Here is a 25,499-nt window from a genome sequence, read left to right as displayed (position 1 = left end):
CAGGTTATAGGCAGTTTAATGATCGTTTTAGGCTTGGAAACGTCGTGTGATGAAACAGGACTTGCGCTGTATGACAGCGAGTTGGGTTTGCGCGGACAGGTGCTTTATAGCCAGATTAAACTGCATGCAGAATATGGCGGTGTAGTTCCAGAGCTGGCGTCACGTGATCATGTGCGTAAACTGATTCCACTTATCAATGAGCTGCTTGAACAGAGCGGCGTGAAAAAATCAGAAATTGATGCAGTCGCATATACCCGTGGCCCGGGTCTGATGGGCGCACTCATGACCGGTGCATTGTTTGGTCGTACTTTGGCCTTTGCGCTGAATAAACCCGCAATTGGTGTGCATCATATGGAAGGTCATATGCTGGCACCTTTATTGTCAGAAACTCCGCCTGAGTTTCCATTTGTCGCATTGTTGGTATCGGGTGGACATTCTCAGCTCATGGCTGCTTATGGCATTGGCCAGTATGAACTCTTGGGTGAATCCATTGATGATGCGGCAGGCGAAGCATTTGATAAAGTCGCGAAGATGATGGGTCTGCCGTATCCGGGTGGCCCGAATATTTCCAAACTGGCAGAGCAGGGCGATCCAAATGCATTTGCATTCCCGCGACCAATGCTGCATCAAGGTTTAGAATTTTCATTCAGTGGTCTAAAAACCGCAGTTTCTGTACAAATGAAAAAACTCGGTGATGAAAACCGCGATGCCGATATCGCTGCCAGTTTTCAGGAAGCCATTGTCGATACTCTGGTGAAAAAGTCGGTGAAAGCACTGAAGCAAACGGGGCTTAAACGCCTGGTGATTGCGGGCGGTGTTAGTGCCAACAAGCGTTTACGTGAGCGTTTAGAAGCAGATTTAGCCAAGATTCGTGCATCTGTTTATTATGCTGAACCTGCACTCTGTACAGACAATGGTGCCATGATTGCTTTTGCGGGCTATCAGCGTCTCAAAGCAGGACAGCATGATGGCTTGGCTGTGACGACAACTCCACGTTGGCCAATGACGGAACTGACTAATCCGACTGAGGCATAGATTTCAGGCTTGAAGAAAAGAGGCTTAGGCCTCTTTTTTATTGTGAATTTTTAAATGAAAACTTATAGCAACGGTATGTTGTAAATATATAGTTTTATAGCTGTATTTAGAACTCTTATATTCTATTGAAACTGGAAAAATAGTTTAATAGCTTAAGTTGATATCATGCATATTTTTACAGGTTTGCAGCAGAGGCAATCTCGAATGGAAAATATAAATTTCAAAAGTTTTCAGGATGCTGGAGAGGCGGTGTTAAAGTTTTTGCATCAGCATTTTGGCTTTAATTTATGGATGATCACCCGGGTAGAAGGCCAAGACTGGATTGTGCTGCAAAGTGAAGATCATGGTTATGATATACGACCCGGTCAAGTGTTTCAGTGGGCTGATTCTTTTTGTTCTCATATGGTCGCAGGTAAGGCCCCGAGAATTGCCCCCCGCTCTGAAGAAATTCCTTTATACGCCACAGCGCCGATTAATCAGCAGGTCTGTATAAAATCTTATATTGGTCAGCCACTCCTTAAAGAAGATGGCAGTTTGTTTGGAACACTCTGTGCGATTGATCCAGAAACCAAATCGGAAGCTATTGTGCAAGATATGCAACTGGTCGAGTTGTTGGGACAATTGCTCAGTTCGATCTTGCAGGCAGAATTACGTCAGAGTGAGCAGATAAGACAGCATGAATTATTGCAGGAAGAAGCCAGTAAAGATGAATTGACCGGGCTCTATAATCGCCGGGCCTGGGAAAAACTGCTGCGAGCTGAAGAAGAGCGTTGCAAGCAATATGGTCATCCCGCCGCTGTATTATTTATTGACCTGAATGACCTAAAAAAGGTGAATGATAGTTTGGGTCATGATGAAGGTGACAGGCTGATTCAAAATGCGGCTCAAGTATTACGAGATAATGTACGGATCAACGATATTGTTGCCCGTTTGGGTGGTGATGAGTTTGTGATTCTTAGCGTAGAAAATGATGAAACGGGTACTGAAAGTTTAGTGGATCGTTTAATTAATGCCTTTGCAGCAGCAAACATTGGCGCAGCGATTGGTATGGCGATGCGTCATCCGAGTCAGGGTTTATTTGCAGCGCTCGCACAAGCGGATCAGAACATGTTTGAATATAAACGTCGGAAAAAATCCAGTGAATCCGTGAGCAATCTCAAATAATTTCTGCTTAAAATTTTCTGTAAATGATTAAGTATCTCATATCATAAAAATGATCATTTTCTATGCTCTAAAGTCATCCTATCTTTCAATATTCTCTTTCATAATCATGAATGAAAAGTTGAACATGATTCTCCATAAAAAGAAAATTCAATCCATCTTTAACTTAACAATTACAAATTTTATAAGCTTTGTTGCAAAGTAAATTGATTTAATTAAATGCGCTTTAATTGTATTGAAAAGTGACACTGGTAAGGAACAAGATTCACATAAGCACTTCATTTCTTATGATAATTGTTGTTTGAAATATACATTAAAATTACAGAACCAAAAATTTCTTTGTTTAAAGATAAAGCGATATCGAAGGATAAAGCTGGCTGCCAAGAAAAAATATCACCGGCAGAAATAGCATTTGAGCTGTTCAGTTTCGAGAAGGCCAATCTTTAGTGATCACCAAATAAAAATGCAAAGAAATTTTAGGGAATAAATTTTATGAAAAAGCAGATTTCTATCTTTGGACTTGCTCTTGTTTCGGGTTTAATGAGTGCCTGTGGCGGTGGTGGGGGAAGTAGCTCAGACAGTCCTACTGTCACTACACCTCCAAATGTTCCTACGGAAAGTATTTCCCCTGAGCTTTCAGAGGAGTTTGTCCCGTTTGAAGATCAGGATATTGTAAAGAAAATTCGCGATAAAATTTCCGGAAATACCAGTAATGATACCGACTATAATGTTGCTCTAGGTCACATGATTGGAGAAGTATTCGCAGATTATCCTTATGGGCGTACTGCACGTATTATCAAAATTTATAATTTGGGCATCAATAGTATTAAATATCCAAATCTGATCTGTTCGGAAGTCAATACCACTGGTTCGGTCAAAACCCTGAAATTAAAAACAGATAAAGATAACTGTATTATTCTGGATAAAACTTACCGTAAAGGCTCAAACATTACTCAGACGGTGAATGGTGACACGACGACTTTAAGCTTTAGCAATGTCCGTTATGGTTCAAATGTAGATTTTAATCTCAAGGACGACTACCTGATTTCTGGCACAATTGCGCATCGTAAAACCAAAAATAACATGGGGCAATCCGAATCTTATCAAATCGATCAGTTGGAATTCCAGCGTATCGCCGAGACCGGTCAGGCAGGTACTTCTGGAATCGCATTTGATACAAAGAGCAAAGAATATCTGCAGGTGCGTAATTATAATTACAGCTTGGTTGATGATTATGGTAGTGGCAGTAATGGGATTCGTACCTTAACCAGTCGTGGTATGATTATCGGTCAGCCTGATCTGGCAGATTATCGTTACAGTTTTGATTTTAATACCACGACACCATTTAAAATGGATGAAACCGTATTAAATAACTAGGTGGTGTTTCAAAAAGTATGCTGAAAAAAAGCAGGTTGGATTTTGATAAAATAGAGAAATGCGAATAACTCTAGAAATCAAGTGTCCAGCCTGCCTAAGTGACAGTATAAAGAAAAATGGCACAAAAGTAGATGGTAAGCAAAATTACCAATGTAAAATATGCAGACGTCAATTTATTGGTGATCATGCTCTCAGTTATCAAGGCTGTCACTCAGGTATCAAAACCAAAATATTACACCTCATGGTGCGAGGCAGTGGTGTCAGGGATATAGCAGAAATTGAAAGAGTAAGTATCGGTAAAGTTCTACGGACACTTAGCCAATCAAAATATCAACTTCGAGCACAGCAAAGTCATTATGAAACCCTTGAAGTAGATGAGTTTTGGACTTTTGTTGGTCATAAGCAAAATAAACAATGGCTAATTTATGCCTATCATCGAGAAACAGGTGAAATTGTTGCTTATGTATGGGGTAACCGAGATTTAGCCACTGCAAAACGACTTAAATTAAAATTGAAGCAGTTAGGTGTAAGCTATACATGTATATCAAGTGACCATTGGGATAGCTTTGTTACGACCTTTAAAGAATGCAAACAGTTGATTGGTAAATTTTTCACTGTGGGTATAGAAGGCAATAATTGTCGATTACGGCATCGAATCAGGCGAGGCTTTAGGAGAAGCTGCAACTTCTCCAAAAAGCTTGAAAATCATTTCAAAGCCTTTGATTTAGTGTTCTTTTATATCAATAATGGATTCGTTTAATGCCAGCATACTTTTTGAAACACCACCAATAACTATAAGCATTTGCCAAAAGAGGGCGTGCTTAGAATTAAGGACAGCGATGATCAGGTGATTGAAGTCAAACAGAACCAGCCTGAATCATTGAAGGCTACTGTTTATTTCAATGGCAGTGAAATTGATGACCTGCTATGGTCTACCATTATCGGTGATAAACAATAATTCGAGATGTCAAAAAAGCCCTGTATTTCCAGTAATGCCAGTCAGTTAAGAAATTGACTGGCATTTTCTTGGGTATTTCTGCGGTTTTCCTTTCACAACTCGTGGGCAACTTCTAACCCTTCTCTCAGGCAAAACATACCTCCTCGATTTCTCCAGTAAACTTTCTAGATGTTTAGGTAAATTCCCTGCGGAGTCTAAAGAATCAAATCTTAATATATTCAGGATGCTGATAGAGGCAATATGAAAGCTGATTCTCAAAGGACTGACTTTTGCACGTTGAGCCATATGTTTCATTTGTCTTCTTAGAATATTATAGGCAATGAAGACCCCCCATAATTCTTGATAAATTAAATCAGGTTGCTTGCTCCTCAAATGCTTACCTTCCTGTAAATCACTTTTGATTTCTCGGTAACACATTTCTATTTCCCAGCGCTGGGCATAAAGCTTCGCCAAGCCTATCAGTGGATATGCCTTTGAATCCATTAATGAAGTGATATAACGTCTAATTTTCCCTGCCTGCTCAACTTCAATCAAACGCGCTTCCCAATATTCTCCTAATGATGGATTTAGCTTCCTGGCTCTAGCTGAAAGAGGCATTTTGATTTGAAAGTCATGCGGGGAATTACGTTTAATGATCTCATAGCGTAAATTATCTTTTGCTCTCATTAACCAATGACTGGCTTCTACTCGTGTTTGCCAGTCAATCAAGAAATCAGCAGAGAAATAGGCTCGATCAAACAAGGTAATACTATGCGATGGAGGACATAATCGATTTGCCAGTGTAAGTTCACCCTGATCCATGCTACCTATTTGGGCATCAATGATTTCATGGGTGCTGGTATTTACCAGGCAGGTTGCTCTCACTTGTGGATAAGGGGCTGCAGCGGTTTTACCCTTAGATGAGCCAAAGTGTTCAAAATTCTCGTCTGTATAAGGCATAGACCAAACCACCCCGTCAACAGCACATACACTAAGGCCATGAAAGTTTGAGTATTGCTGTTGGGATTCTTCAAACCAGGCTTGGCTGAGTAGAGAAAACAAGGTATTCAAGGGCTCTCGTCCTAAACGTTGTCGTGCTTGCACTGCTGCACTGGGGACACAATATTCTGTTGTACCAAACACAAGTTTTAGTTGCTCTACGACATACCCGATCGGTTGATCTCGAAATAGGGCAAGCCCAATTACCAGCCATACCACATGTTCGGCAGGTAATTTTCTTCTCCTGATAGAAGCCTTACCTGTTTGATGTAGGCTTTCTTTAATCCAGTTTAAATCAATGAGTTCACTGAAATGGCTGAGTGAAGGCAAAGAATGTTGAAGGGTGCAATCTAAATTTTCAGATAAAGTCATAAAAAAAATGAGCGTATTGGCATACACTCATTTTTACTACATTTTTCTAATGTCTGCTTAACTGACTGGCATTACTGTATTTCCAGGGCTTTTTTTGTTATTGATTGGGGAGAAGTCTTTATTACAAAACTATTTTGAATAGCCGTGCTAATAAATCAGGTAACTGTAGCATCCAATAACAATTCGGCGGGATAAACCGCTTGCCATGAAGTTTTAAACTGTTTATGCACTTGGTCAATTGGGAAAGTACTGAGTTTTGCAATATTTTGCGCTTTTTGAATATTGTCGGCGCGCATATATGCAATCAAATAGTCCTGACCATGAAGTTGCAGATAAAACCAGGACTCGACATGAACCTGTTCAGCCTTAAGCGTTTCAATTACTTCGTCTTGACGTGCTTTCAAAGTACGCTGCCAGTCATGAACTTGCTGCATGTGTAAGGGCTTAAGTTGAATGAGAACTGCGCCGACATCCATAATTTTAATTTTCTTTTGAATATCATCATTATATAAATGATTTATATGAAAAAAGCGACCTGAACCGGTCGCTTTTAAGTTGTTAAGAGGCATTTAGTTGGGTTGAACCAATCCAGTGTTTGGAAAACTGATAGGCAGCACGTCCTGAACGTTGACCGCGTGCCTGACACCAGCGTAGGGCTTCAGCACGGGTTTCTGGCGTGAGTTCCATGCCTGCCTTTTTGAGGTAATGTTCGACAATTTCCAAATACAGGTTCTGATCCATTGGATAGAAAGACAGCCATAAACCAAAGCGGTCAGACAGTGAAATTTTTTCTTCAATCGCTTCCTGAGGATGTAATTCAGTATATTGCGGCACATCAACTCGGGTAACGGGCGTATTTTCATGCATGAATTCGGGTAATAAATGACGACGGTTACTGGTCGCATAAATCACAAAATTGCTGGAACCGGACTGTAAAGAACCATCCAGAACACTCTTTAAACTGCGATAATTTTCATCTTCGGCATTAAAGGCCAGATCATCACAGTAGACAATAAACTTCTCTGGACGCTCTGCAATGAGTTGCTGAATTTGAGGCAGATCGGATAAATCATCCCGTTCGATTTCAATTAATCGTAACCCTTGATCTGCATACTCGGTGAGTAGGGCACGAACAATGGAGGATTTACCCGTACCGCGTGAACCGGTCAGTAAGACATCATTGGCAGGTAAGCCGTTTAAAAACTGCAACGTGTTCTGGATGACTTTTTCTTTTTGTCGCTCAATCCCTTTTAAATCGGCCAGTTCCATCTGTCTAAGCTGATGAATAGGTTTGAGTTCACCATGTTGCCATTTATAGGCATGAGCAGAAAAATCAGGAATTTGTTTTAGTTCGGGCAGACTTTGCTGAAGTTGCTGCAGAACAGTCGAAAGGGCATTTAAAATATGGTCAGGTAACTCAATTTTCGCCATGATTTAACATTACAGATTTAAAATTATGGCTAAGATAGTACCATTGCAAAATTCACAGTCAAAGCCAGAAAAGTATGATAATTTGCTTAAAGTAGAGAATTTTCGTTATTGTAGAGGATAGAAAATTTGTACACATTTTCTGGCTCTGGGTACGAGCTGTATCAAGAATAAATATAGGGAAAAGGCAGATGCTGTTTAAAGATTTTACTCAGGATATTAATCCACATCAGGCCTATCGTATTAAAAAGCTCAAGCAGCAGCTGCAACAGGCTGAGTCCTATGAGGAATGGAAATATATTGCCCTGAAAATAGATGAAGAATCAGGTGCACAGGAATGGAAATTTGATAACAGTTCACCCTACTTTGATGCAGAAGTGATCGCACATCGTCTGGGTAAATTACGACGCTATCGACAACAAAAGCGCACCCGTGACCTGATGTATATTTTGCGCGAAGGCCTGAGCTACGATATTGCCAACATTGCCCATCCTCTACTGTTTACCGAAGCCTATGTGGGCACTAAAAGAATTATTGAAGATTATGTCGAAGAAGTCAGCCAAGGCTTAGCCTATATTGCTTCAATAGACTGTACCTGTCTCAGTATGGAAGAAAAAATCGAATATTTTCAGCATTGTCAGCGCGCCTATGGCCAGCCAGCCCTGATGTTTTCCGGTGGTTCGACGCTGGGTCTGTTTCATACTGGTGTATGCAAAGCCTTAATGGAGCAGGACTTGTTGCCGAAGGTAATGTCCGGTTCAAGTGCGGGTGCCATCATGACCGCCATGTTAGGTGTATCCAAACCTTCGCAATATATTGATATTTTGAAAGGCCATAATTTCTTTCATGAGGCTTTTCATTTCCGCACCATGAGTGAATTGATGAAAGGTAATGGTGGTCTGGCGGATGTAAAATATCTAAAAAAATTTCTGGTCGAAAATCTGGGTGATCTGACCTTCGAAGAAGCACTCAAAACCTCAGGTCTGCATATCAATATTGCGGTTGCACCTTATGATGCTGGACAGGATGCACGCATTTTAAATGCCTATACTTCTCCGGATTTGCTGGTCTGGAGTGCGGTACTGGCGTCTTGTGCGGTGCCGGTTATGTTTCCACCGGTTCGTTTGACCAGTAAGCGCTATGATGGTCAATATACGCCTTATATGGGTTCAACCCGCTGGGTGGATGGCAGCGTGCGCAGTGATTTTCCGCAGGAGAAAATGGCACGCCTGTATAATATTAATTATACCATTGCCAGTCAGACCAACCCGCATATCGTGCCATTCATGCAGGATGATATTTCACGTTTCCGTAAAGGTACCTTGACCTGGCCGCAACGGATTGTTCGCCGTCAGGGCGCGGTGATTACCAAAGGCATGATGGATTTTGCCAGAGAGCATGCCGGAAGCTTACCTCCTGTACGCCGTCTGCTGGATCATGGCTATGGTGTAGTTGACCAGCGTTATTATGGTGATGTGAATATTGTCGGTAAATATAGCCTGCGCCACTATAGCTATATGTTGCAGAATCCACGGCCGTATCTGTTTAAAATTTTACAGCGTGAAGGCGAGCGTGCCACATGGCCGAAAATTTCCCTCATTGAGACTCAGGAACGGGTCGGGAAAACTATTCAGCATTGTCTGGAGCTGCTAAATTATCAGCATACACTTAATCCAATACCTGAATACATTGCCACGACTTAATTTAGATCATCTCGATATTTCTGATTTTGAACTACGAACCAAAGCCCGTAGTCTGGGTTTTGGTCGGCGTCTTTATTATGCCAAGGGAAATGCGCTCTGGCTAAAAACCCAGATATCGCATAGATCTGATAGTTTAATATCATCTCCACATGCTGAACTAGGCTGGCAACATGAGCTGGATTTTTATCAGGCTCATGCCAGCTCAAGTGATCTAAATTTTTTCCTTCCACATCAAATTATTCAACAGCCTTTCAAGATCAATCATGAACAATTTGAGCAGGCCTTAATTCTGGTCGATGCGCCGGCGCATTTTCAGATCATGCCGCATCAGCAATCCATCACGCAAATTCGGCAACATTTGCTGCAAGCTGTGGAGCCTTTAATCTGCCTGCAAGAATTGGGTTATTTGCATGCCGATTTAAAGCAAGAACATTTTGTAAATAATCAGGGCAGGGTCTGCCTGCTTGATTTTGAGCATGTCCAAATACTCCATCAGAATGACCTGCATGAACTGAATGCGACACCGCGTTATATGGCACCTGAACTGTTTCAAGGCCAAGCTAAAAGCTTACAAAGTGAAGTTTATGCTTTGGGTGTTATTTTTTATGAGTGGTTGAGTGGTCAGCGTTTACAGGCGACAGATTATCTGGATTGGGCCTTTTTGCATTGTCAGCGTCTGAAAGTTGAGTTACCGCAGCACTTACAGGCTTTTCAAGGCTTATTAGAAGAAATGTTAAGTAAGCAGAAGCAGCATAGATTGGCCGATTTTCAAGCGGTTAAAGACTACTTAATGACTGAAATTGAATGAGAAAAATACAATAAAACTCGGATTGTTTCTTATTTAATCAAACGAGTGTTTTTTTATGATAAACGGCTTGTCAGCTGGAAATGATCTCTATAATATACACAGCCATTGGGGACGTGGCGAAATTGGTAGACGCACTGGATTTAGGTTCCAGCGCCGCGAGGTGTGAGAGTTCGAGTCTCTCCGTCCCCACCATCATATTAAAGCAAGGCTAATGCCTTGCTTTTTTATTGCCTGAAATTTGAGGGCGGTTTTTTTAGTACCAGATTTTTGCTGTCAAGATTGATGAACATCAATGCGTTCTGGGCTTAAATTATCTAGCGAATGATTGCAAGGGCAGGGCTTTAGTAAATTTCATTGTATTGCTGCAATAATTCATGCGATCTGTATATTCAATAATTTAAATGTTATATGGATCAGTCCCATGGTGTCTAACAATTTTATATATTGGTCTAAATAGAGCAGTATTTGCTCAATAGGGAATTAACTGATTAATTTTTGATATAAAAGTATTTAGCTTTTTATAGAACTACTTGTGAATCAGGTCTGATCGCTATAATATACACAGCCATGGGGATATGGCGGAATTGGTAGACGCACTGTGTTCAGGTCGCAGCGCCTTCTGGGCGTGAGAGTTCGAGTCTCTCTATCCCCACCATCATATTAAAGCAAGGCGAGTGCCTTGCTTTTTTATTGCCTGAAATTTGGCAAAGCCGTTGTATTTATGCTGTGTTGTATTCTGATTCCATGCACTGCTTCAAAAATAATTTATGAATAATAGTTTCAGTATTTTGAATGCTCATGTTGATCAAGATGGCTTTGTTGCACAAAGATTTGAAATGCAAAGCGCCCCTAATTGAGCCAAATTTAAGGCGTAACTTGGGTAAGTGGTCGACCTAATTCCGTAAATCTGTTGAGGACTGCTACACGTGCATGAATTTCATTCACCTGACTAGGAAAGCTTCTTGCCATTAATTTATCGCCTAATAATTTGATGCAATGCATCTTGGTTTCCACCAAACTGCGGCGATGATAGCCTGACCATTTTTTCCATAATGTCCTGCCTAAACGTTTAACTGTTCGAAGTAATTCATTTCGCTCTAGCGAGCTACTCTTTGTATCTTTCCATGGTTTCGCATTTTTTCTAGGTGGAATCACCGCATGTGCTTGCCGATCTGCAATGACCTGACGGCATTGCTTGGTGTCATAAGCTCCATCGGTATAAACAGAGTCAATCTGCTCATCTTGTGGAATCTGATTAAGTAAATCACCAAGCACCTGTGAATCACTGACATTATTGGTTGTGAGCTGAATAGCGCGTATTTGTAGGGTTTTGGCATCTATACCAATATGTAGTTTACGCCATTGGCGACGATATTCAGCTCCATGTTTCTTGCGTTTCCATTCGCCCTCACCTAGAAACTTCATGCCTGTAGAGTCTACGAGTAGATGCAGCCCATCGCTACTTTTTTGGTAGCTGATTGCAATATCAATATGCTTTTGTCTTCTACAAAGCGTACTGTAATCTGGTGCGGTCCAATTTAATCCGCAAAGTTTAATCAGACTTTGCACAAAGCCAGTGACCATACGTAAAGATAGACGGAATAAGGATTTAATCATTAAGCAGCATTGGATAGCTGCGTCGGAGTAGGTTTGATTTCGCCCTTGTTTGCCTTTTGATGGAGCATACCATTGCGTAGCAGGATCAAACCAAATGGCAATATTTCCGCGACTCATGAGTGCTCGGTTATATGCGGGCCAATTGGTTGTGCGGTAGATTTTGTGTGTAGGCTTCTTCATTTGAAAATTATATCGCTGAAAAAGCCTTTACAGATAGGTTTGTGCAACAAAGCCGATCAAGATTAGAAATTTATTTGAGTTTTAATTTGAAATGTTGGAATTGAATCGAAATGATTAAAAATAACGAATGGGCAGTCATATCTTCAAATCAATCAAATTTTCGACATAAATTTTATAAAAAATTAAACTAACTGTTTATTTTATAGCGGAATAGATTGTGATTGCTTGTAAAATCGCTTGTCAATGCCGGTCTATCTCTATAATATACACAGCCATTGGGGACGTGGCGAAATTGGTAGACGCACTGGATTTAGGTTCCAGCGCCGCGAGGTGTGAGAGTTCGAGTCTCTCCGTCCCCACCATCATATTAAAGCAAGGCAAATGCCTTGCTTTTTTATTGCCTCAAATTTACTAAACAAAGAAAAGCCCATCGAAATGGGCTGAATAACTGGAGAATAGCGCTGTTGAATCAGTGGAAAGATTAATTTATTTTTCTTCTCTTAAATAGAAGCAATCAGGCTTTTAAATGATCTTCAAATTCCTCGCCTAACTGTAGTGCCAGAGCATTACCTGCCAGATCACAGGTCACCAGGCCATATTCTTTCTTGAAGCTGAAACTGAAACCACGATCATCCGCCAGGGTGCGTACCGAATATCCTAATTTTTCTAACCATAGTCGAAATGCAATCAAATTTTTCGCTTTAACCACTTTTTTCACGAGATCACTCCTTCATCATTGTTAAATCTTAAATAAGGGTGAAAAATTATCTTTTAAAGGGCAAATGCCTTTATTTAAATTAATTTAAATGAATTTGTGTATATAGTGAACATCGGTTGATTAAGAAAAAATCAATTTAAACGTTAAGTAAATGATTTTTATCATATTGAATAGGTTGTAACTAAATATTAAGCTTTTATAAGCTATAAATTTGGATAATTAATTTTCTAATTCAATAGCTTATTAGTGAAACAGGTTATTTCCTAATTTTATCAATCGTATGAAATAGAAAATTTCAGATCTAGAATGAGGAAATTAAAATCCAATCGACTTATTTATTAAAAGAATACCGGCTGCTGGTTTTCTGATCTTCAGCTCGATTTGCATGCTTTATACTGTCTGAAATGTAATTCTCAAACTGAATACCCGCACCATGACTGAATTAACCATTGAAGACTATGTGAATTAGCAAATTGAATTAATGCAGCAGCAGGGACTTGATCCGGTTGCTGTGATGTTGGGACATGAAGACTGGTTGAGCTTTAGTATTCAGTCGAAAGTGGCCTATACGCCTTTCGGCAGTGCCCGTCGTTATCAGCCTGCTTTAGGTGGCTTGCTACTGGTACGTATTGATGAAATGCAGGCGGTGCGTGTCGTGACTCAAGGTGAACTGGATACTTATGCACAAAGTAACCAGATTCTTTAACATTGCTTCATGCGATACATACGTTGTCAGTTTTAGTGAATAGAATCCAAGAAACTAGTTACTGCTATCCTACATATCATCATTCGGGATCGACATGGCCAATGTCACTTTTAAAGTTGAACGACAGAACTAATGTCATGCTCTGAAAGCAGACATTTTATTTCTATTTTGGTTTACAGTTTAATTTTGAATAATGCCCATTATATTAAATGGGTGCAAATGAGAGAGGGTATCTAAATCTCACTTGTTAAAAATAGACAGTATAGACAGTGAATCGTTCATGAAGTACATGGTTAAATATCCCAATATTACAAGCCATATCAGGATAATAATTCCTGCTGCCCAACGGTTTATAGGCCTTTCAACTAAGGTTTCTCCAAGAATTCTACAATCATCTACAATGTTTTGTGGGGTAAGCTTGATAACTAATAAAATACCTAAAGGTACAATAATAATATCGTCTAAATACCCAAGTACGGGAATAAAATCTGGAATTAAATCAATTGGTGAGAAGGCATAAGCAGCAATAATTAAAGCTAAAAACTTTACAGAATTGGGCGTTCGCTTGTCTTTTGCAATAAGCCAAACAACCAAGATGTCTTTTTTAATTGATTTAGCCCATTGCTTGATTCTTTGATACATAGCAAATATTAAAAGAACTATAGAGATTTAATCATAAGAGAGTTCTCTTAAAACAATATAGATTTTTATTATCCTATTACGATTTTCTAAAATTAACATAATACGCGTTATACGAAATGCTATTTTTTATTTTATACAAATTATATGTTTAGCGTATAAGTGAAAGCCCAATTCAAGTAAATTGGGCTTTTTTATTCACTTGTTAGGTTCCATGCTGATTATTTAAGCAATGTTCCACGAATTTCTCTAATTTAAATCAATATCATCCTGTTATTTATAAGTCATTATTTCATGTGTTGGAACTGAAATTGGTTTCTAAAAAAATAGAGGACTTGATTAATTATAAGAAAGCAAAAAATGGCACAGAAAGACATTTTTTAGATGGAGATTCAACTTATTCCAATTTGTGCAAAATTTGTACGTGCCTTTCAATAACATTCTATGCATCGCAAATGACAAATAAGTAAGTCGGCTGAAGCATTGATCTTCAGCTTTGAATCCGGTTTAAAACTGATCTTTCAGGGTTCTTAAACGCTGGAATTCTTCCACGCTTTCTGCGCGCAGAAAAGGATTGGTTTGCAATTCATCTTCAATACTACTTGGCAGCGTGCACTGGCCTAGTATACGCAAACGCTCAATATGTTCGAAGCGTTCCAGAATTGCCGAATTGTCCGGTTCAACGTGTTTGGCAAACTGTGCATTCGATAATGTGTATTCATGGGTGCAATAGACTTGGGTGCGCGGTGGCAAGGCAGCCAGACGGGACAGTGAATGATACATCTGTGAATAGGTGCCTTCAAAAACCCGGCCACAACCCATGGCAAATAAGGTATCGCCGCAGAACAGCACATCAATCGCATCAATAAAATAAACAATATGGCCGAGTGTATGCCCGGGTACAGCAATCACCTGGATATCTATTCCATGAAAATTAAACTGTTCTTCATGCTCAAGAGGATGGGTGATAAACGGAATTTTGCTTAGTTCTGCCCGTGGGCCATACACAGGCAGATTTTGTCCTTGGATCAGTTCCGGCACACCGCCAATATGATCTTTATGCCAGTGAGTCAGCCAGATTTGACTTACAGTTAAACCGTGTTCGGCACAATAGTCTTGTACCAATTCTGCTTCGGTTGGATCAATCACAGCCACCTGATGCGACGCGGTATGTTCAAGCAACCAGATATAATTTTGCAGTGAATTCTGGACATCAATACAGTGAATTTTAAAGGGTGTCATAGCACATCACATCAAATGAAGATTATAGATAAAGTAGCATAATTTCGGATACTCTGGTGCTGGTTGATATCGTCTGATCATCCGCGATTACTTTCATTTATTCCAAATTTGAAAAATTTATAATTCCGGATCATCAATGCTCACCGCATTGCCGATGGTGTAAAAATGCCCGCCGGCTACATGATGAATACTTTTCCACTCTTCATCCACTTCATGATAATGCCAGTGGCCGTCGCGGAAGACCCGATCATCGGCATAGGCTGCAATCACCTTGCCTATAAACAGGTCATGCATTTGCTGGTTATGCGGCTCAGGAATCATCTCGCAGAGTATCCAGGCCGCACAGCCTTGTACTACAGGAATATCAGCATCAGGAAAATGAAATAGTTCTACTCCGGATTGTGCCAGTTTGTCAGGCACATCATGCAGGCTCTGCGTACCCAGACGATAGACCATATTCAGTTGTTTCAATGTTGGAATTTGCAGCGCGAAATAACCTGATTTTTCAATAATATTTCGGGTTTTGGTACTTTTGTCCAGAACCACGGTCACTTTGGCAGGACTGAATTCCAGTGCGCATGCCCAGGCCGCTGCCATGACATCTGTATCCTGCTGGTCTTGAGCAGATACCAGCACAGTAGGTCCATGGGTAATCAGACGATAAGCTTTTTCTAAGGGAACACTTTGAAGATGGGAGTTTGTCATGCAGCACCATTTGCTCTATTTATTTAATAGGCTAGATTAATGAGATCATTAACATATTCAAGTTCCTTCTTGCAAAAAAGCTTTTAAACTGGAGATCGTTATATTCAGGAATTCAAAAAATGAAAATGTACCAGGTCGATGCGTTTACCACAGAACTGTTTAAAGGCAATCCCGCAGCCGTGATTGTGCTGGATGAATGGCTCGAAGATGGTCTGATGCAAAATATCGCCTTGGAAAATAATCTGTCTGAAACGGCTTTTGTTAAAGTTATCGATAGCGATAATTATGCCATCCGCTGGTTTACGCCAACCAAGGAAGTAGATTTTTGTGGTCATGCGACATTGGCCAGCAGCTTTGTACTATTCAATCAATTTGATACGGGGAAAACGATTCATTTTCATGTAAAAGACTTAGGCATTTTTGTAGTCAATCAGGATGCAGATGGCAAGATCAGAATGAACTTTCCAGTTCGTCGTGCAGAGCCAGTTGCTGAATATCCTGAAGCTTTAAGACAGGCCTTGAGCAAACCGTTTAAACAGGTTTATCTGAACGCGCAGGGCTATATTGTTGAATATGAATCGGTACAGGATGTGCTGGATGAAACGCCTGATTTTGAATTGTTGAAACAGTTGAATGGCAAACGTACTGCGATTACTGCTCAAAATACCTATTTAGATGTTGCAATTACTTCACAAGATACCCAATACGACTGTATTTCACGTTATTTTGCACCGAGTAATGGAATCAATGAAGATCCGGTAACCGGTTCAATTCACACTGGAATTGCGCCGCTCTGGGCCGAGAAACTTGGTAAAAATGAACTGGTTGCCTATCAGGCCTCGGCGCGTGGTGGGGTGCTATATTGTGCCTTGCAAGATCAGAATCGAATTGAAATTTCCGGTTACGGCAAGCTATATATGCAGGCTGAGATTTATCTTTAATTTTTTAATTACATAGAACTACATGTCGTCAGGTGAGACGGCATGTTATTTTGATGGTCCGGCTTGGAATAGATTATTCAGAAAAAGAATCATTCTCTAAGAAGGGCGCGAATAAAAATTTATATTTATAATTTGGATGAAGAATGTTGCTACGTTATAAAAATTTAAGTCTGGCGATTGTATTGTCTGGCTGTAGTGCACTGAGTTTTGCACAACCTGTTTTGGTGAAAACGGAACAAAATGTTGAAGAATACCGACTGGATAATGGACTGCGCATTATCCTGGCACCGAATGATAAAGAAAATAAAGTTTTTATGAATACGGTCTATCTGACCGGCTCCCTGAATGATCCTCAAGGCAAGGGCGGTCTGGCGCATCTGCTGGAACATTTGGCCTTTAAAGGCACAGAAAATGTCAAAGGGGATGAATTCCAGCGTCGACTGGATCAATATACCTTGATGACCAATGCCAGTACCGACTATTACTCAACCAAATATACTAATGTGATCCGTCCTGAAAAAACTGCGCTGAGTGAAGTCATTTTTCTCGAAGCCGAACGCATGGACAAGCTGGTGCTTCAGGAAAAATATGTACCGACTGAAATTGATATTGTAAAACGCGAGCGTGAAATTCGTCTGGATCAGCCATTTTCAGTATTGATCGATCAGGTGTTTAAATCTGCTTATGGCAATCAGTATTTAGGCCGTTTGCCGATTGGTGACCTAAATGAGCTGCAATCAATCAATATGCAGGAACTAAACCATTTTTACCGTCAATGGTATGCACCGAATAATGCCTTTGTGGTCATTTCGGGCAAATTTGATAAGGCCGAAGTCTTAAAACAGCTGGATACGCATTTCAGTCCGATTCAATCCCGAAATGTACCAGCGCAAGTGAAAGTCCCAGCGCTTAAACCAGAGCAAATCAAACAGCGTGAATTTACAGTAAAGAAAGGCAGTGATCTGGCCAAGTTTAATCTTTATTTGAATCAATCCGAAGAAAGCATTAAAACGGCTTTGGCTGTTTCGCCAACGCTCTATACTTTGCAGCCAAGTGGACATCTCTATCAGAATATGGTGGAAACTGGGAAGTCAACAGCGGTGCAATCCAGTACCTGGCTGGATAAAGACTTTAATCTGGTGTTTATGGGAGCAATCTATGCTCCGAATCATCAGGCACAAGCGATAGAGCAGGGACTGATTCAAGGCGTAGAACAGAGTCAGCCATTTACCGAAGCAGAATTAAACCGGGCTAAAAATCTGACCCGAAATCAGGCCGACAATATTAAAAACAGTGCGACTGCTTTGGGTTCACGTTTAAGCGATTATGCAGTGGCGTATTCAGGTGACTGGAGCCAGTATTTTAAAGATCTGAATTCAATTCAAAGCCTGAGTGTGAATCAGGTCAATCAGGTCTATAAGAGTTTTTTAAAACCTGAATACCGTATTTCTGGCAATATTTTACCTACCCCGGAAGATCAGAAGAAAGCGCAGGAACTGGCACAGACAGAAGCACCGGCAAAAACTCTGGATCAGCAGGCCGAAACAGAAGAGCCTCTGAAAGATGTCAGTGTCTATCAGGCTGAAGTAAAACAATATATACAGCAGTCCAAACAGTATTTGCATAGTAAAGACAAACAGATTCAGCGTGGCAAGTTGAAAAATGGCATTAAATACGCGCTGTTTCCGACGACTACACGCGATGATAAAGTCTATGCCACAATTTCACTGGATTTTGGTAGCGCTCAAAGTCTGATGAATAAAGGCGAGATTCTTGATCTGACCGCTTATTTAATGTTGCGCTCATCGAAAACCCAAAGCTTGCAGCAGATTGCCGATAAAATTATTGAAGTAGGCGGTTCGGCGACTGCCAGTGCATCCGGCAATGGCCTGACCTTGCAGATCAGCGCCAAAAAAGAAAAGTTTGAAGAGTTTTTCCAGTATGTGGTTGATGTACTGAAAACGCCGGCATTTGAGCAAAGCCAGTTTGACTTGATCAAGAGTCAAACTTTATCCAGTCTGGATCGTCCTTACACTGAACCAGATACCGTGTCGAGCTTGACGATAGCGCGAACTCTCGAGATCTATCAGCCTGGCGATCTGCGTTTCCATTTCGAGCCTGAACTGGCCAAAAAACAGTATCAGAAAGCGACTCGCGAACAGGTTATGGCACTGTATCAGCAGTTTTTAAAAACCCAGCATGCACAAATCGCGGTCACAGGTGAGTTTAATCCAAAATCGATGCAAAAAACGCTGAAAAACAGTTTCTCAGACTGGAAAGCTACACAGCCTTATGAGCGTCTGAAATCGGAATATCGAAGCTATCCAGCCCAGAAAATTCATGCGTTGTCTGAGCAGCGTGAATTCGGGAGTTATGAGGCATTCATGAGCATGCCGGTCGGCGCAGATCATGCCGATGCACCTGCATTACAGGTATTTCGATATATTCTGGGTGATTCACAGTTATCGTCACGACTGGCACAAGAGCTACGCGAGAAAAATGCCCTAGTCTATGGTTTTAGTGCAGATGTGCAACTCGATGAATGGGCAGATGTGGGCGCCATGATGATTAGTGCCAATTATACGGCTGGAAAATCCGCACAGGTTTCTCAGGCAGTGCATAAGGTACTCAATGAACTGCTGACACGTGGCGTGACTGAACAGGAAGTCGAAGCGGCAAAAGCCAGTATCTTGAAACAGCGTTTAACTGCACTCGAAGATGATCGCCGTATTCACACTATGTTGATTCCACAGCTGGAAAAAGACCGTAATCTGGTTTACCGGGAAAAACGTGATCAGGCGATTGCTCAACTGAGCAAAGCCGATATTGATGCCATGATCAAAAAATACATCAAGCCGGACCAGCTGGTGGAAGTGATGGCTGATCAGTACGGTAAGCAAGTTAAAACATCATAGTGTTGATAAAAAATCCCCTCAAGTGAGGGGATTTTTTTATTTTAGTTTTATGCTTTAGGTTGCTCTATGGCTAAAAACAATCCCTCCAGTTAAGCTTGCAAGGATAGATAGGAGCAGACTCCAAACAGATACAATAAGAAGGAAAATCAATATTCCACAGCCAAGCAAAGTTGAAACGAAAGCAATATCTTGATCAAAAGGATGATGGATCGCCACTTGATAATAATAAGACGTTATCCAGCTTGAAATAATAGTGAGTAAAATACAAAGTCCTTTGCCTGAAGGCGTATTTAGACTGGAATCTGTTATCCAACTTAGCATGTCCTCATCTACTCAAAGTCGATAAAAACGTTTAGCATTTTCATAAAAAATCGGCTTTAAGGCATTTTCATTGTAGTCCTGCACAATATCGCTAAAGGCATCAATAATGTTGGTGAGTGAGCTACTGACACTGTCCATTGGAAAGTTGGATGCAAACATCACGCGCCCAGAACCAAAACAGTCTAAAGTATGCTGGATCACGGGTGCGGCACGTTCCACTAATTCCTGTTTACTTGCCAGCCGTTTCTGCGTGTGAAAATCATGTCCCAAGACTGGCATAAACAGACCAGACATTTTGGTCGATACATTTTTGCATTCGGCCAGTTCTGCCAACTGATCTTTCCAGTCTGCAAATATCTGGGTGCGATCTTGTTCGGTCTTGCCTGTAGCTTTGCTCACTTTGCCAAATAAACCTGCGGGCGTACCCAGATGATCCAGCACAATAGGGGTGTTTGGAAAGGCTTTGGCCAGCGCAGTAACATCCGCAATCTGGGTAGAGTACACCCAGGCATCAAAGCTTAAATCTTGCCTGGCCAGTTCGTCAAAGCCCTTCAGGAAATCTGTGTTGGGATAGAGATGCGGTTCATCGGTCCAGGCATGAATCCCTTTATCTGGATGTACTGCAGCCATTTTACGGATGCCCCGAAACTTGGGAGAAGCTTTGCGATGCAATTGAATCAACTGTTTAAAATTTTTCTGCCGCGGATCCGCCGTGGCGACAATTCCACCCAATTGGATAGTGTGCTGATCAAAAGGAAGCCCAGCGATAAAACGGGTTTCATTTACCACACCCGTACCTTTATGGTCATGCCAGCTGGCTTCAACATGCACAATCTGCTCTATTTCATAATGTCCTGCATCTTTCTTGTAATTTGCAGGCAGATAAGGTGCAGTCAGGTGCTGTGTCAGGCCAATGGTCTCAATGACGTCTCTGGGTTTCAACAGTCGAACCATTCTGTCTAGTAATTTGGGATGATTGCCGAACAGCTTTACCGCTAGCGCTGCCGCATGTGGGGTATTGTACGGATCCCATTGGTGGATATGAGGGTCAATGATCGGGAAGGGAAGTTGCTGCATGCTATGCCTTGTTTTCGTTTATTTATTATTCAATTTATATAGTGCTTAAATCACTTTAAAGTCAATATGATAAATGACAGCAAATAAAAAAAGCCCCGCGGGGCTTTTCGTATTTTAATCAATGATCATGCTTGTGATCATGGTTATGCTTGTTGGCATGAAACTCTTCATTGTGACGGAAACGTAAATAGTTTTCGAACTGTTCACAGTATTCATCATAGTTATCTTCCAGCATCATTTGAAATTGCTGCAAGATATAAGACATGACCTGATCTTTGGCATCGCGCATTTCATTCCCATCTTTAAAGTTATTCGCTGCCACCCAGGTATTGAAACGGGCAGTACCAAATAACATCGCCGCACTGACTTGACCGCGCTTATCGCTCGGTTTTTCCTGTGAGCCTTTTTCTACGCGACAAAACTCGTTGGCTTGTTGAATAAATTCATCAGCACGTTCAAAGAATGCCGCATTTAACGCTTCTTCTTCGGTTACATCGGTTGCTTCAATCTTTTGAACCATGAATTTGTTCCTAACACTAAAATCTCAATCGTTAATTATAGGCAAAGCCTTGCAGAAACTAAACCTTTGCCTTAATCTAAAAAATAGCCTAAGCATATAAAAGTGAATGCCATGCAGGATGCGATTGCAGTACAAAGCCTAAAAAGTGATATTGCCTTATTGCGCCAGAATATTTGGCCACCGGCAAATCTAGCCAATGTTGAAGGCTTGCCGATTTATTATGGCAGCCAGTCACAGGTAGATGAATACTATAGCCAGTGGCTCGGGCTGATTGAAAGGGCACAGGATCTGTTTCAGCCTTTTATGGAAGATGAAATCTTGGATGCGATCCATCTGCCGAGTCATTTAAACTTGCCGCTGTTTTATTTTCATGTTGACCGGATTCGCATTAATAAAACCCGCGCCAAGGAATCCAAAACTTTTCGTGGGGTCGCCAGCCTGATCGAAAAATGCGGCCAGTTCGAACCCGAGCAGATTGCAGCCATGCGGCAGTGGCTTGATAGTGACGATACTGCAGCTTTGGTGGCACACCGTGAATTTGTGGATTTACGCACTTATGTGTTTCAGCATGGCCAGAGCGAATATACACGCACCCGTTTTTATGTGAATGGGATCGTGCTGAGTGTCGAACCACATTTTGAGCTGGTCGATGCACGCGATAAGCCACGCAAGCAACGCAGCGACAGTTATAACGATCCTCTGGCAGATAATAATACCTGGAAAGTGTTTGGCAAATATCGCTAGCACAGTTTGACCAAGCCCGGTCTTACCAGAAGCGCTTGGTATTTTCTGCAAACTGCTGTAAACGTTCTGCTGCTTCACTCGACAAACGCTGCTGTTCCGCACTTATCCAGCCCAGCACAAACCAAGCCTTGGCCTGTTGTTTGACATAAGGTCTAAATAATTCGTCTGCTACAAACAGGTCATTATAATGCCCAAGGCTTTCCTGCAAGGGTTTTAAGGCTTTTAAATAAGCTTTAACCTCTTTTTCAGGAAATAAGCTTTGCAAGAATTCTACGTTATAGCGTAAGCGTTTGACCCGTTTGCGTGTGCGATGTCGGGATTCAATATCCAGTTCTTGATAGTTCTCGGCATCCTGATAGATTTGCTGATGCAGCTTGCTCAGGCCTTTACACAAAATTTTATGCGAAGACTTAGCTTTACCCTCTGTATTTTCTTGGCTAAAGCTGAATAGTTGCAGCATTAATTCTACTGTGGCAGGACTTCTAAACAGCGCACTGATATTTGGCTGTTTTTGACGGTGTGGCGGTAATTTCAGTAAGGGGGAACCTGCTTTTTCCAGTTGTGGAATCAGGCTTTCTGCCAAGGCATCGCGATCTCGGGTAGAACCCAATTGCTGAAAAATATCCCGTAGCTGTTCCGGCCATTCTGGCTGTACATGTTCAGTCACGGACTGGAAAATTTTAAAAGCACTGCGCAAACGTCGAATCGCAACACGTGCCTGATGCACATGATCACTATTATAATTTTCGGCAGCAATCGCCGTCGCATTTGGGAAAAGATGAGCCAAACAATTGACGACAATCTTTTGCAAAATCGTACTGATCTGATCTTTCTGCTCAAGCACTAAGGGAAGCTGATGCTGAACCGGTAGACTCTCTTCACCATGTAATAAGGCAAAACCGCGTTCCGATTTGCTCCGTGTATCCAGCCACAAAGCATAACGCTGAACCCAGGGCTGAATGAAATCAATCAATTCACTCAGCTGGCCGGATTTAAGCTCAAATTCGACCTCATAAATATCGATGGCTTGATCATTGTGCCGAATTTCTCCGACATCAAAAGCAATCTCAATCTGGCTGTCCAGATGACTTTCTGTGAGTACATACCGTACGACATCTGTTTCAAATTGCAGAATAAGTGGTGTCTCCAGATCACCGATCGCCTGTTTCAGAATTTTTTTTGCCGGTTTATGTTTGCGATATAACTGAAAATCACAATGTTCCGGAGGACTTTTTAATTCATGCTCAAGTTCAAAACGTTCAAATTGTTGTTCGGTCGCTGCTTTCAGGGTTTGAATCCATTGCTGGTCTTCCAGACGTTGCCGCAGGGCAATCTGATGTTGTTGTAATTGCTGTGCTTCAGTATCAAAATAGCGTGCACACAGGCGATGCCGAGTCGGCTGAAGTTTCTGAATGTCCTGTTCAAATTGCACACGAGACTGTGGCGGAATCTGAAATTTGAGTTCTATTTCTGCCATCGGGTCATTCCTCCGCGATGTTGGTTTTACAGATTAATATAGCCCAAAGATCGGCAGGGGTGTGATGTGCTTCTGCAACAAAAAGCACGCCATAGAAGGCGTGCTTTGAGTTTTTCTTGTGATATTTATTTCAATATTTTTATTTCAATATGTTTATTTCAGGAATTTACGACTGACCAGGAACTGTTCGGTCGCTTCAAGCAGTTTTTGCGCATAGACTTCCTGCTTGGCGGTCAGCCAACCCAGCACAAACCAGTCACTTGCTTCCAGCTCGGTCTGCTGAATATAAACTGCAGAAGAGGCCAAAGTTTGATATTCACTGGCTGCCAGTTGAGCATCGTTCAGCGCTTTGCTGTATTTCTGCAAATTTTTGACATCATAGATCGTGGTTAAAATCGGAAAGCTGAATTTCAGTTCCTGAATCCGGCCCGACAATTGATCCAGACTTTCAAAATCAGTGATATCCGTCTGATTCATTTGTTCCTGCAAGGCTTTATATTGCTGTTGCAAGGTAGTTTGCGCAGCGGTTTTCAGATCCAGGGAAGCATGCTCATTTTCATTTAAGCTGAACATCAGTAATTCCAGATAATGATGCACATTCTGGGTAGACTTGACCAGATTGCCGAGTTTCTCCTGCGCATACAGAATATCTTTGCTCAGATTTTCTGCCGTGGTTGGATTTTGCAGGAAGCCGGCCAAGCTGTTTTGCATGTGTTGCAAATGTTGCAGATGTTCAAATTGCTGCTTAAAGGCCGCCAGTTGATGTGCCCATTTGTCCGAAAGCTGAGGATGCCAGTCTTTGAACAGCAGCAAGGTCAGATATAAGTGGTCTAGTGCCAGTCGTGCCTGATCAATATGTTCCTGCTCTGCGACCTGTGCTGCAATCGCCGCGATATTCGGCAATAAATGCTGCATCTGCTGCGCAATCAGACTGCACATGGTTTTACTGGCGCTGTCTTTTTTGCTGATCTGAAATTCTTTGCTGAGAGTCGCAGGGCTAACGCGCTGTGAAGTGGCCAATAAATTGCCTATTTCTGCCTTGCTGCGTACATCGAGCCAGAGCTGGTATTTCTTGACCCATTCAAAACTAAAGGCCAGCAGATGTTGAATTGAACCATTTTTTAGTTCGAACTCGACTTCATGTACTTCTTGCTCGGCATGCTGAGTACGGATCTGTCCAATATCCAGGCTGACTTCGATCTGGGTATCTTCATAGTCAATTACCCTTAACGTGCGGGAAATATCGGTTTCAAACTGGAGTTGTAGCTGGTCGAACTGATTACCGAGCGCATTGCTGAGAATTGTCCCGGCTTCTGGAAATTCCTTATAAATATCTAAATCCAGTTCAGGAGATGCAGTTAATTTCCCTAGATCATGATTATGTTCAAAGCGTTCGATATGGCTTTTTCCGGCCGCTTTTAGGGTTTGAACCCAACGTGTACCTTCCAGACGCTGACGTAGTGCCACCCCATGCCGGGCCAGTTGGCGGTCGGCAGTATCATAATATTTGGCTTGAAGCTGGATCTGTTGAGACTTTTTCGGATCAAGTGCCTTGAGCAGCGCAGTGCGTCTTGCCGCAGGAATCTGGAACTTGAGTTCAACTTCAACCATGATGATCATCCTATCTGTTCAGTGCAATTAAGCACTGAATCTTCACTTGAATAAGGTTTTGAAATGAGGCGGACAGCAGCCGCAATTATATTTTTAGATTTGTGCGCAGCAGATTGTAACCAAAATCAAAATGCATGTAAGACTTGACTGAGCATAAAAAGCTTAAACAGAAGTTTGAAACTTAGATTTCATAGGTTCATTTTAGGCTAAAACGATCGGATTTAGGCGTTCACGGGGATGTGCAAGATACATTGAAGCGCGAATCA

Annotated in this window: 22 protein-coding genes, 3 tRNA genes and 1 pseudogene; 14 read left to right on the top strand and 12 right to left on the bottom strand. The window is 41.5% G+C overall.

Going from position 1 to position 25,499, the window contains the following annotated elements; translation table 11 throughout:
• Window positions 1–18: 18 nt before the first annotated feature.
• The 5 genes and pseudogenes from tsaD (at window position 19) to F890_RS18570 (ending at window position 4,531) form a co-directional block, all read left to right on the top strand.
• Window positions 19–1,035 carry a tRNA (adenosine(37)-N6)-threonylcarbamoyltransferase complex transferase subunit TsaD gene (tsaD, locus tag F890_RS10120; RefSeq protein WP_004280030.1) on the top strand — a complete coding sequence of 339 codons (1,017 nt, stop codon included), beginning with the start codon at window positions 19–21 and terminating at the stop codon, window positions 1,033–1,035.
• Window positions 1,036–1,239: 204 nt separating this feature from the next.
• Window positions 1,240–2,199 (top strand): sensor domain-containing diguanylate cyclase, encoded by a 960-nt coding sequence (locus F890_RS10115; protein ID WP_004280029.1) that lies wholly within the window; start codon window positions 1,240–1,242, stop codon window positions 2,197–2,199.
• A 489-nt stretch (window positions 2,200–2,688) separates the two neighbouring features.
• Window positions 2,689–3,570: pseudogene (locus F890_RS10110) on the top strand (hypothetical protein); the annotation flags it as partial.
• A 61-nt stretch (window positions 3,571–3,631) separates the two neighbouring features.
• Window positions 3,632–4,333 carry an IS1 family transposase gene (locus tag F890_RS10105; RefSeq protein WP_004282341.1) on the top strand — a complete coding sequence of 234 codons (702 nt, stop codon included), beginning with the start codon at window positions 3,632–3,634 and terminating at the stop codon, window positions 4,331–4,333.
• Window positions 4,334–4,390: 57 nt separating this feature from the next.
• Window positions 4,391–4,531: a hypothetical protein gene (locus F890_RS18570; RefSeq protein ID WP_155756780.1), complete on the top strand. Its 141-nt coding sequence runs from the start codon at window positions 4,391–4,393 to the stop codon at window positions 4,529–4,531.
• 45 nt (window positions 4,532–4,576) lie between these two features.
• Here the strand turns inward: F890_RS18570 and F890_RS10100 are convergent, their stop codons facing one another.
• From F890_RS10100 to F890_RS10090, 3 genes are all read right to left on the bottom strand, one after another.
• Complete coding sequence (locus tag F890_RS10100) at window positions 4,577–5,881, bottom strand: IS4 family transposase (RefSeq protein ID WP_005104965.1); 1,305 nt, start codon at window positions 5,879–5,881, stop codon at window positions 4,577–4,579.
• A gap of 155 nt (window positions 5,882–6,036) precedes the next feature.
• Window positions 6,037–6,450: a DUF6176 family protein gene (locus tag F890_RS10095; RefSeq protein ID WP_005251455.1), complete on the bottom strand. Its 414-nt coding sequence runs from the start codon at window positions 6,448–6,450 to the stop codon at window positions 6,037–6,039.
• Entirely contained in the window at window positions 6,440–7,312 is an 873-nt protein-coding gene (locus F890_RS10090) for an ATP-binding protein (protein WP_004280026.1), read from the bottom strand. Before F890_RS10090 ends, F890_RS10095 begins: the two co-directional genes overlap by 11 nt.
• A 188-nt stretch (window positions 7,313–7,500) precedes the next feature.
• On the opposite strand from F890_RS10090, the gene F890_RS10085 reads away from it, so the two are divergent.
• The 4 genes from F890_RS10085 (at window position 7,501) to F890_RS10070 (ending at window position 10,475) form a co-directional block, all read left to right on the top strand.
• The gene (locus F890_RS10085; protein ID WP_005251456.1) at window positions 7,501–9,012 is read left to right on the top strand and encodes a DUF3336 domain-containing protein; all 1,512 of its coding nucleotides are present in this window, start codon (window positions 7,501–7,503) and stop codon (window positions 9,010–9,012) included.
• Window positions 8,999–9,820, top strand: a complete 822-nt coding sequence (locus F890_RS10080; RefSeq protein WP_005251457.1) for a protein kinase domain-containing protein — start codon at window positions 8,999–9,001, stop codon at window positions 9,818–9,820. Before F890_RS10085 ends, F890_RS10080 begins: the two co-directional genes overlap by 14 nt.
• 107 nt (window positions 9,821–9,927) lie before the next feature.
• A tRNA-Leu gene (locus F890_RS10075) sits at window positions 9,928–10,012 on the top strand.
• 377 nt (window positions 10,013–10,389) lie between these two features.
• A tRNA-Leu gene (locus F890_RS10070) sits at window positions 10,390–10,475 on the top strand.
• A 209-nt stretch (window positions 10,476–10,684) separates the two neighbouring features.
• On the opposite strand, the gene F890_RS10065 is transcribed toward F890_RS10070, so the two are convergent.
• Window positions 10,685–11,617 carry an IS5-like element IS17 family transposase gene (locus F890_RS10065; protein WP_000743272.1) on the bottom strand — a complete coding sequence of 311 codons (933 nt, stop codon included), beginning with the start codon at window positions 11,615–11,617 and terminating at the stop codon, window positions 10,685–10,687.
• A gap of 277 nt (window positions 11,618–11,894) precedes the next feature.
• Between F890_RS10065 and F890_RS10060 the strand changes: the two genes are divergently transcribed.
• A tRNA-Leu gene (locus F890_RS10060) sits at window positions 11,895–11,979 on the top strand.
• A gap of 152 nt (window positions 11,980–12,131) precedes the next feature.
• Here the strand turns inward: F890_RS10060 and F890_RS10055 are convergent.
• On the bottom strand, window positions 12,132–12,335 hold the full coding sequence (locus tag F890_RS10055; protein ID WP_004280022.1) for a hypothetical protein: 204 nt from the start codon (window positions 12,333–12,335) through the stop codon (window positions 12,132–12,134).
• Window positions 12,336–12,816: 481 nt separating this feature from the next.
• On the opposite strand from F890_RS10055, the gene F890_RS10050 reads away from it, so the two are divergent.
• Window positions 12,817–13,041 (top strand): hypothetical protein, encoded by a 225-nt coding sequence (locus tag F890_RS10050; RefSeq protein WP_004280021.1) that lies wholly within the window; start codon window positions 12,817–12,819, stop codon window positions 13,039–13,041.
• Between the two features lie 240 nt (window positions 13,042–13,281).
• Here the strand turns inward: F890_RS10050 and F890_RS10045 are convergent, their stop codons facing one another.
• From F890_RS10045 to F890_RS10035, 3 genes are all read right to left on the bottom strand, one after another.
• Window positions 13,282–13,683: a YkvA family protein gene (locus F890_RS10045; protein WP_004280020.1), complete on the bottom strand. Its 402-nt coding sequence runs from the start codon at window positions 13,681–13,683 to the stop codon at window positions 13,282–13,284.
• A gap of 504 nt (window positions 13,684–14,187) precedes the next feature.
• Window positions 14,188–14,922: a hydroxyacylglutathione hydrolase gene (gene gloB, locus F890_RS10040; RefSeq protein ID WP_004280019.1), complete on the bottom strand. Its 735-nt coding sequence runs from the start codon at window positions 14,920–14,922 to the stop codon at window positions 14,188–14,190.
• Between the two features lie 117 nt (window positions 14,923–15,039).
• Window positions 15,040–15,627 (bottom strand): flavin reductase family protein, encoded by a 588-nt coding sequence (locus F890_RS10035; RefSeq protein ID WP_004280018.1) that lies wholly within the window; start codon window positions 15,625–15,627, stop codon window positions 15,040–15,042.
• Window positions 15,628–15,746: 119 nt separating this feature from the next.
• Here F890_RS10035 and F890_RS10030 point away from each other — a divergent pair, with 119 nt between their 5' ends.
• Together F890_RS10030 and F890_RS10025 are read left to right on the top strand one after the other, a co-directional pair.
• A complete protein-coding gene (locus F890_RS10030; RefSeq protein ID WP_004280017.1) occupies window positions 15,747–16,568 on the top strand; it encodes a PhzF family phenazine biosynthesis protein in 822 nt (273 codons plus the stop codon).
• A 143-nt stretch (window positions 16,569–16,711) separates the two neighbouring features.
• Window positions 16,712–19,483 (top strand): M16 family metallopeptidase, encoded by a 2,772-nt coding sequence (locus F890_RS10025; protein WP_004280015.1) that lies wholly within the window; start codon window positions 16,712–16,714, stop codon window positions 19,481–19,483.
• A 333-nt stretch (window positions 19,484–19,816) separates the two neighbouring features.
• Here the strand turns inward: F890_RS10025 and F890_RS10020 are convergent, their stop codons facing one another.
• Complete coding sequence (locus tag F890_RS10020; RefSeq protein WP_005266770.1) at window positions 19,817–20,881, bottom strand: amidohydrolase family protein; 1,065 nt, start codon at window positions 20,879–20,881, stop codon at window positions 19,817–19,819.
• A 118-nt stretch (window positions 20,882–20,999) separates the two neighbouring features.
• Window positions 21,000–21,401: a DUF3144 domain-containing protein gene (locus F890_RS10015; protein WP_004280011.1), complete on the bottom strand. Its 402-nt coding sequence runs from the start codon at window positions 21,399–21,401 to the stop codon at window positions 21,000–21,002.
• Between the two features lie 111 nt (window positions 21,402–21,512).
• On the opposite strand from F890_RS10015, the gene F890_RS10010 reads away from it, so the two are divergent.
• On the top strand, window positions 21,513–22,145 hold the full coding sequence (locus tag F890_RS10010; RefSeq protein ID WP_004280010.1) for a hypothetical protein: 633 nt from the start codon (window positions 21,513–21,515) through the stop codon (window positions 22,143–22,145).
• A 22-nt stretch (window positions 22,146–22,167) separates the two neighbouring features.
• On the opposite strand, the gene F890_RS10005 is transcribed toward F890_RS10010, so the two are convergent.
• Window positions 22,168–23,622: a CYTH and CHAD domain-containing protein gene (locus F890_RS10005; protein WP_004280009.1), complete on the bottom strand. Its 1,455-nt coding sequence runs from the start codon at window positions 23,620–23,622 to the stop codon at window positions 22,168–22,170.
• 153 nt (window positions 23,623–23,775) lie between these two features.
• Complete coding sequence (locus F890_RS10000; protein WP_004280008.1) at window positions 23,776–25,233, bottom strand: CYTH domain-containing protein; 1,458 nt, start codon at window positions 25,231–25,233, stop codon at window positions 23,776–23,778.
• Between the last annotated feature and the right edge of the window lie 266 nt (window positions 25,234–25,499).

The sequence above is a fragment of the Acinetobacter sp. CIP 64.7 genome (genome assembly GCF_000369745.1).
Taxonomy (GTDB): Bacteria; Pseudomonadota; Gammaproteobacteria; order Pseudomonadales; family Moraxellaceae; genus Acinetobacter; species Acinetobacter fasciculus.
The sequence above is the reverse complement of the archived record's forward strand: the minus strand, read 5'-3'. Positions and strand labels throughout refer to the sequence as shown.

Bases quoted from the DNA above. Each gene is read 5' to 3' on its own strand.
- tsaD (WP_004280030.1), top strand. From the start codon at position 19: ATGATCGTTTTAGGCTTGGAAACGTCGTGTGATGAAACAGGACTTGCG.
- F890_RS10115 (WP_004280029.1), top strand. From the start codon at position 1,240: ATGGAAAATATAAATTTCAAAAGTTTTCAGGATGCTGGAGAGGCGGTG.
- F890_RS10105 (WP_004282341.1), top strand. From the start codon at position 3,632: ATGCGAATAACTCTAGAAATCAAGTGTCCAGCCTGCCTAAGTGACAGT.
- F890_RS10100 (WP_005104965.1), bottom strand. From the start codon at position 5,881: ATGACTTTATCTGAAAATTTAGATTGCACCCTTCAACATTCTTTGCCT.
- F890_RS10095 (WP_005251455.1), bottom strand. From the start codon at position 6,450: ATGCCTCTTAACAACTTAAAAGCGACCGGTTCAGGTCGCTTTTTTCAT.
- F890_RS10090 (WP_004280026.1), bottom strand. From the start codon at position 7,312: ATGGCGAAAATTGAGTTACCTGACCATATTTTAAATGCCCTTTCGACT.
- F890_RS10085 (WP_005251456.1), top strand. From the start codon at position 7,501: ATGCTGTTTAAAGATTTTACTCAGGATATTAATCCACATCAGGCCTAT.
- F890_RS10065 (WP_000743272.1), bottom strand. From the start codon at position 11,617: ATGAAGAAGCCTACACACAAAATCTACCGCACAACCAATTGGCCCGCA.
- F890_RS10050 (WP_004280021.1), top strand. From the start codon at position 12,817: ATGCAGCAGCAGGGACTTGATCCGGTTGCTGTGATGTTGGGACATGAA.
- F890_RS10045 (WP_004280020.1), bottom strand. From the start codon at position 13,683: ATGTATCAAAGAATCAAGCAATGGGCTAAATCAATTAAAAAAGACATC.
- gloB (WP_004280019.1), bottom strand. From the start codon at position 14,922: ATGACACCCTTTAAAATTCACTGTATTGATGTCCAGAATTCACTGCAA.
- F890_RS10035 (WP_004280018.1), bottom strand. From the start codon at position 15,627: ATGACAAACTCCCATCTTCAAAGTGTTCCCTTAGAAAAAGCTTATCGT.
- F890_RS10030 (WP_004280017.1), top strand. From the start codon at position 15,747: ATGAAAATGTACCAGGTCGATGCGTTTACCACAGAACTGTTTAAAGGC.
- F890_RS10025 (WP_004280015.1), top strand. From the start codon at position 16,712: ATGTTGCTACGTTATAAAAATTTAAGTCTGGCGATTGTATTGTCTGGC.
- F890_RS10020 (WP_005266770.1), bottom strand. From the start codon at position 20,881: ATGCAGCAACTTCCCTTCCCGATCATTGACCCTCATATCCACCAATGG.
- F890_RS10015 (WP_004280011.1), bottom strand. From the start codon at position 21,401: ATGGTTCAAAAGATTGAAGCAACCGATGTAACCGAAGAAGAAGCGTTA.
- F890_RS10010 (WP_004280010.1), top strand. From the start codon at position 21,513: ATGCAGGATGCGATTGCAGTACAAAGCCTAAAAAGTGATATTGCCTTA.
- F890_RS10005 (WP_004280009.1), bottom strand. From the start codon at position 23,622: ATGGCAGAAATAGAACTCAAATTTCAGATTCCGCCACAGTCTCGTGTG.
- F890_RS10000 (WP_004280008.1), bottom strand. From the start codon at position 25,233: ATGGTTGAAGTTGAACTCAAGTTCCAGATTCCTGCGGCAAGACGCACT.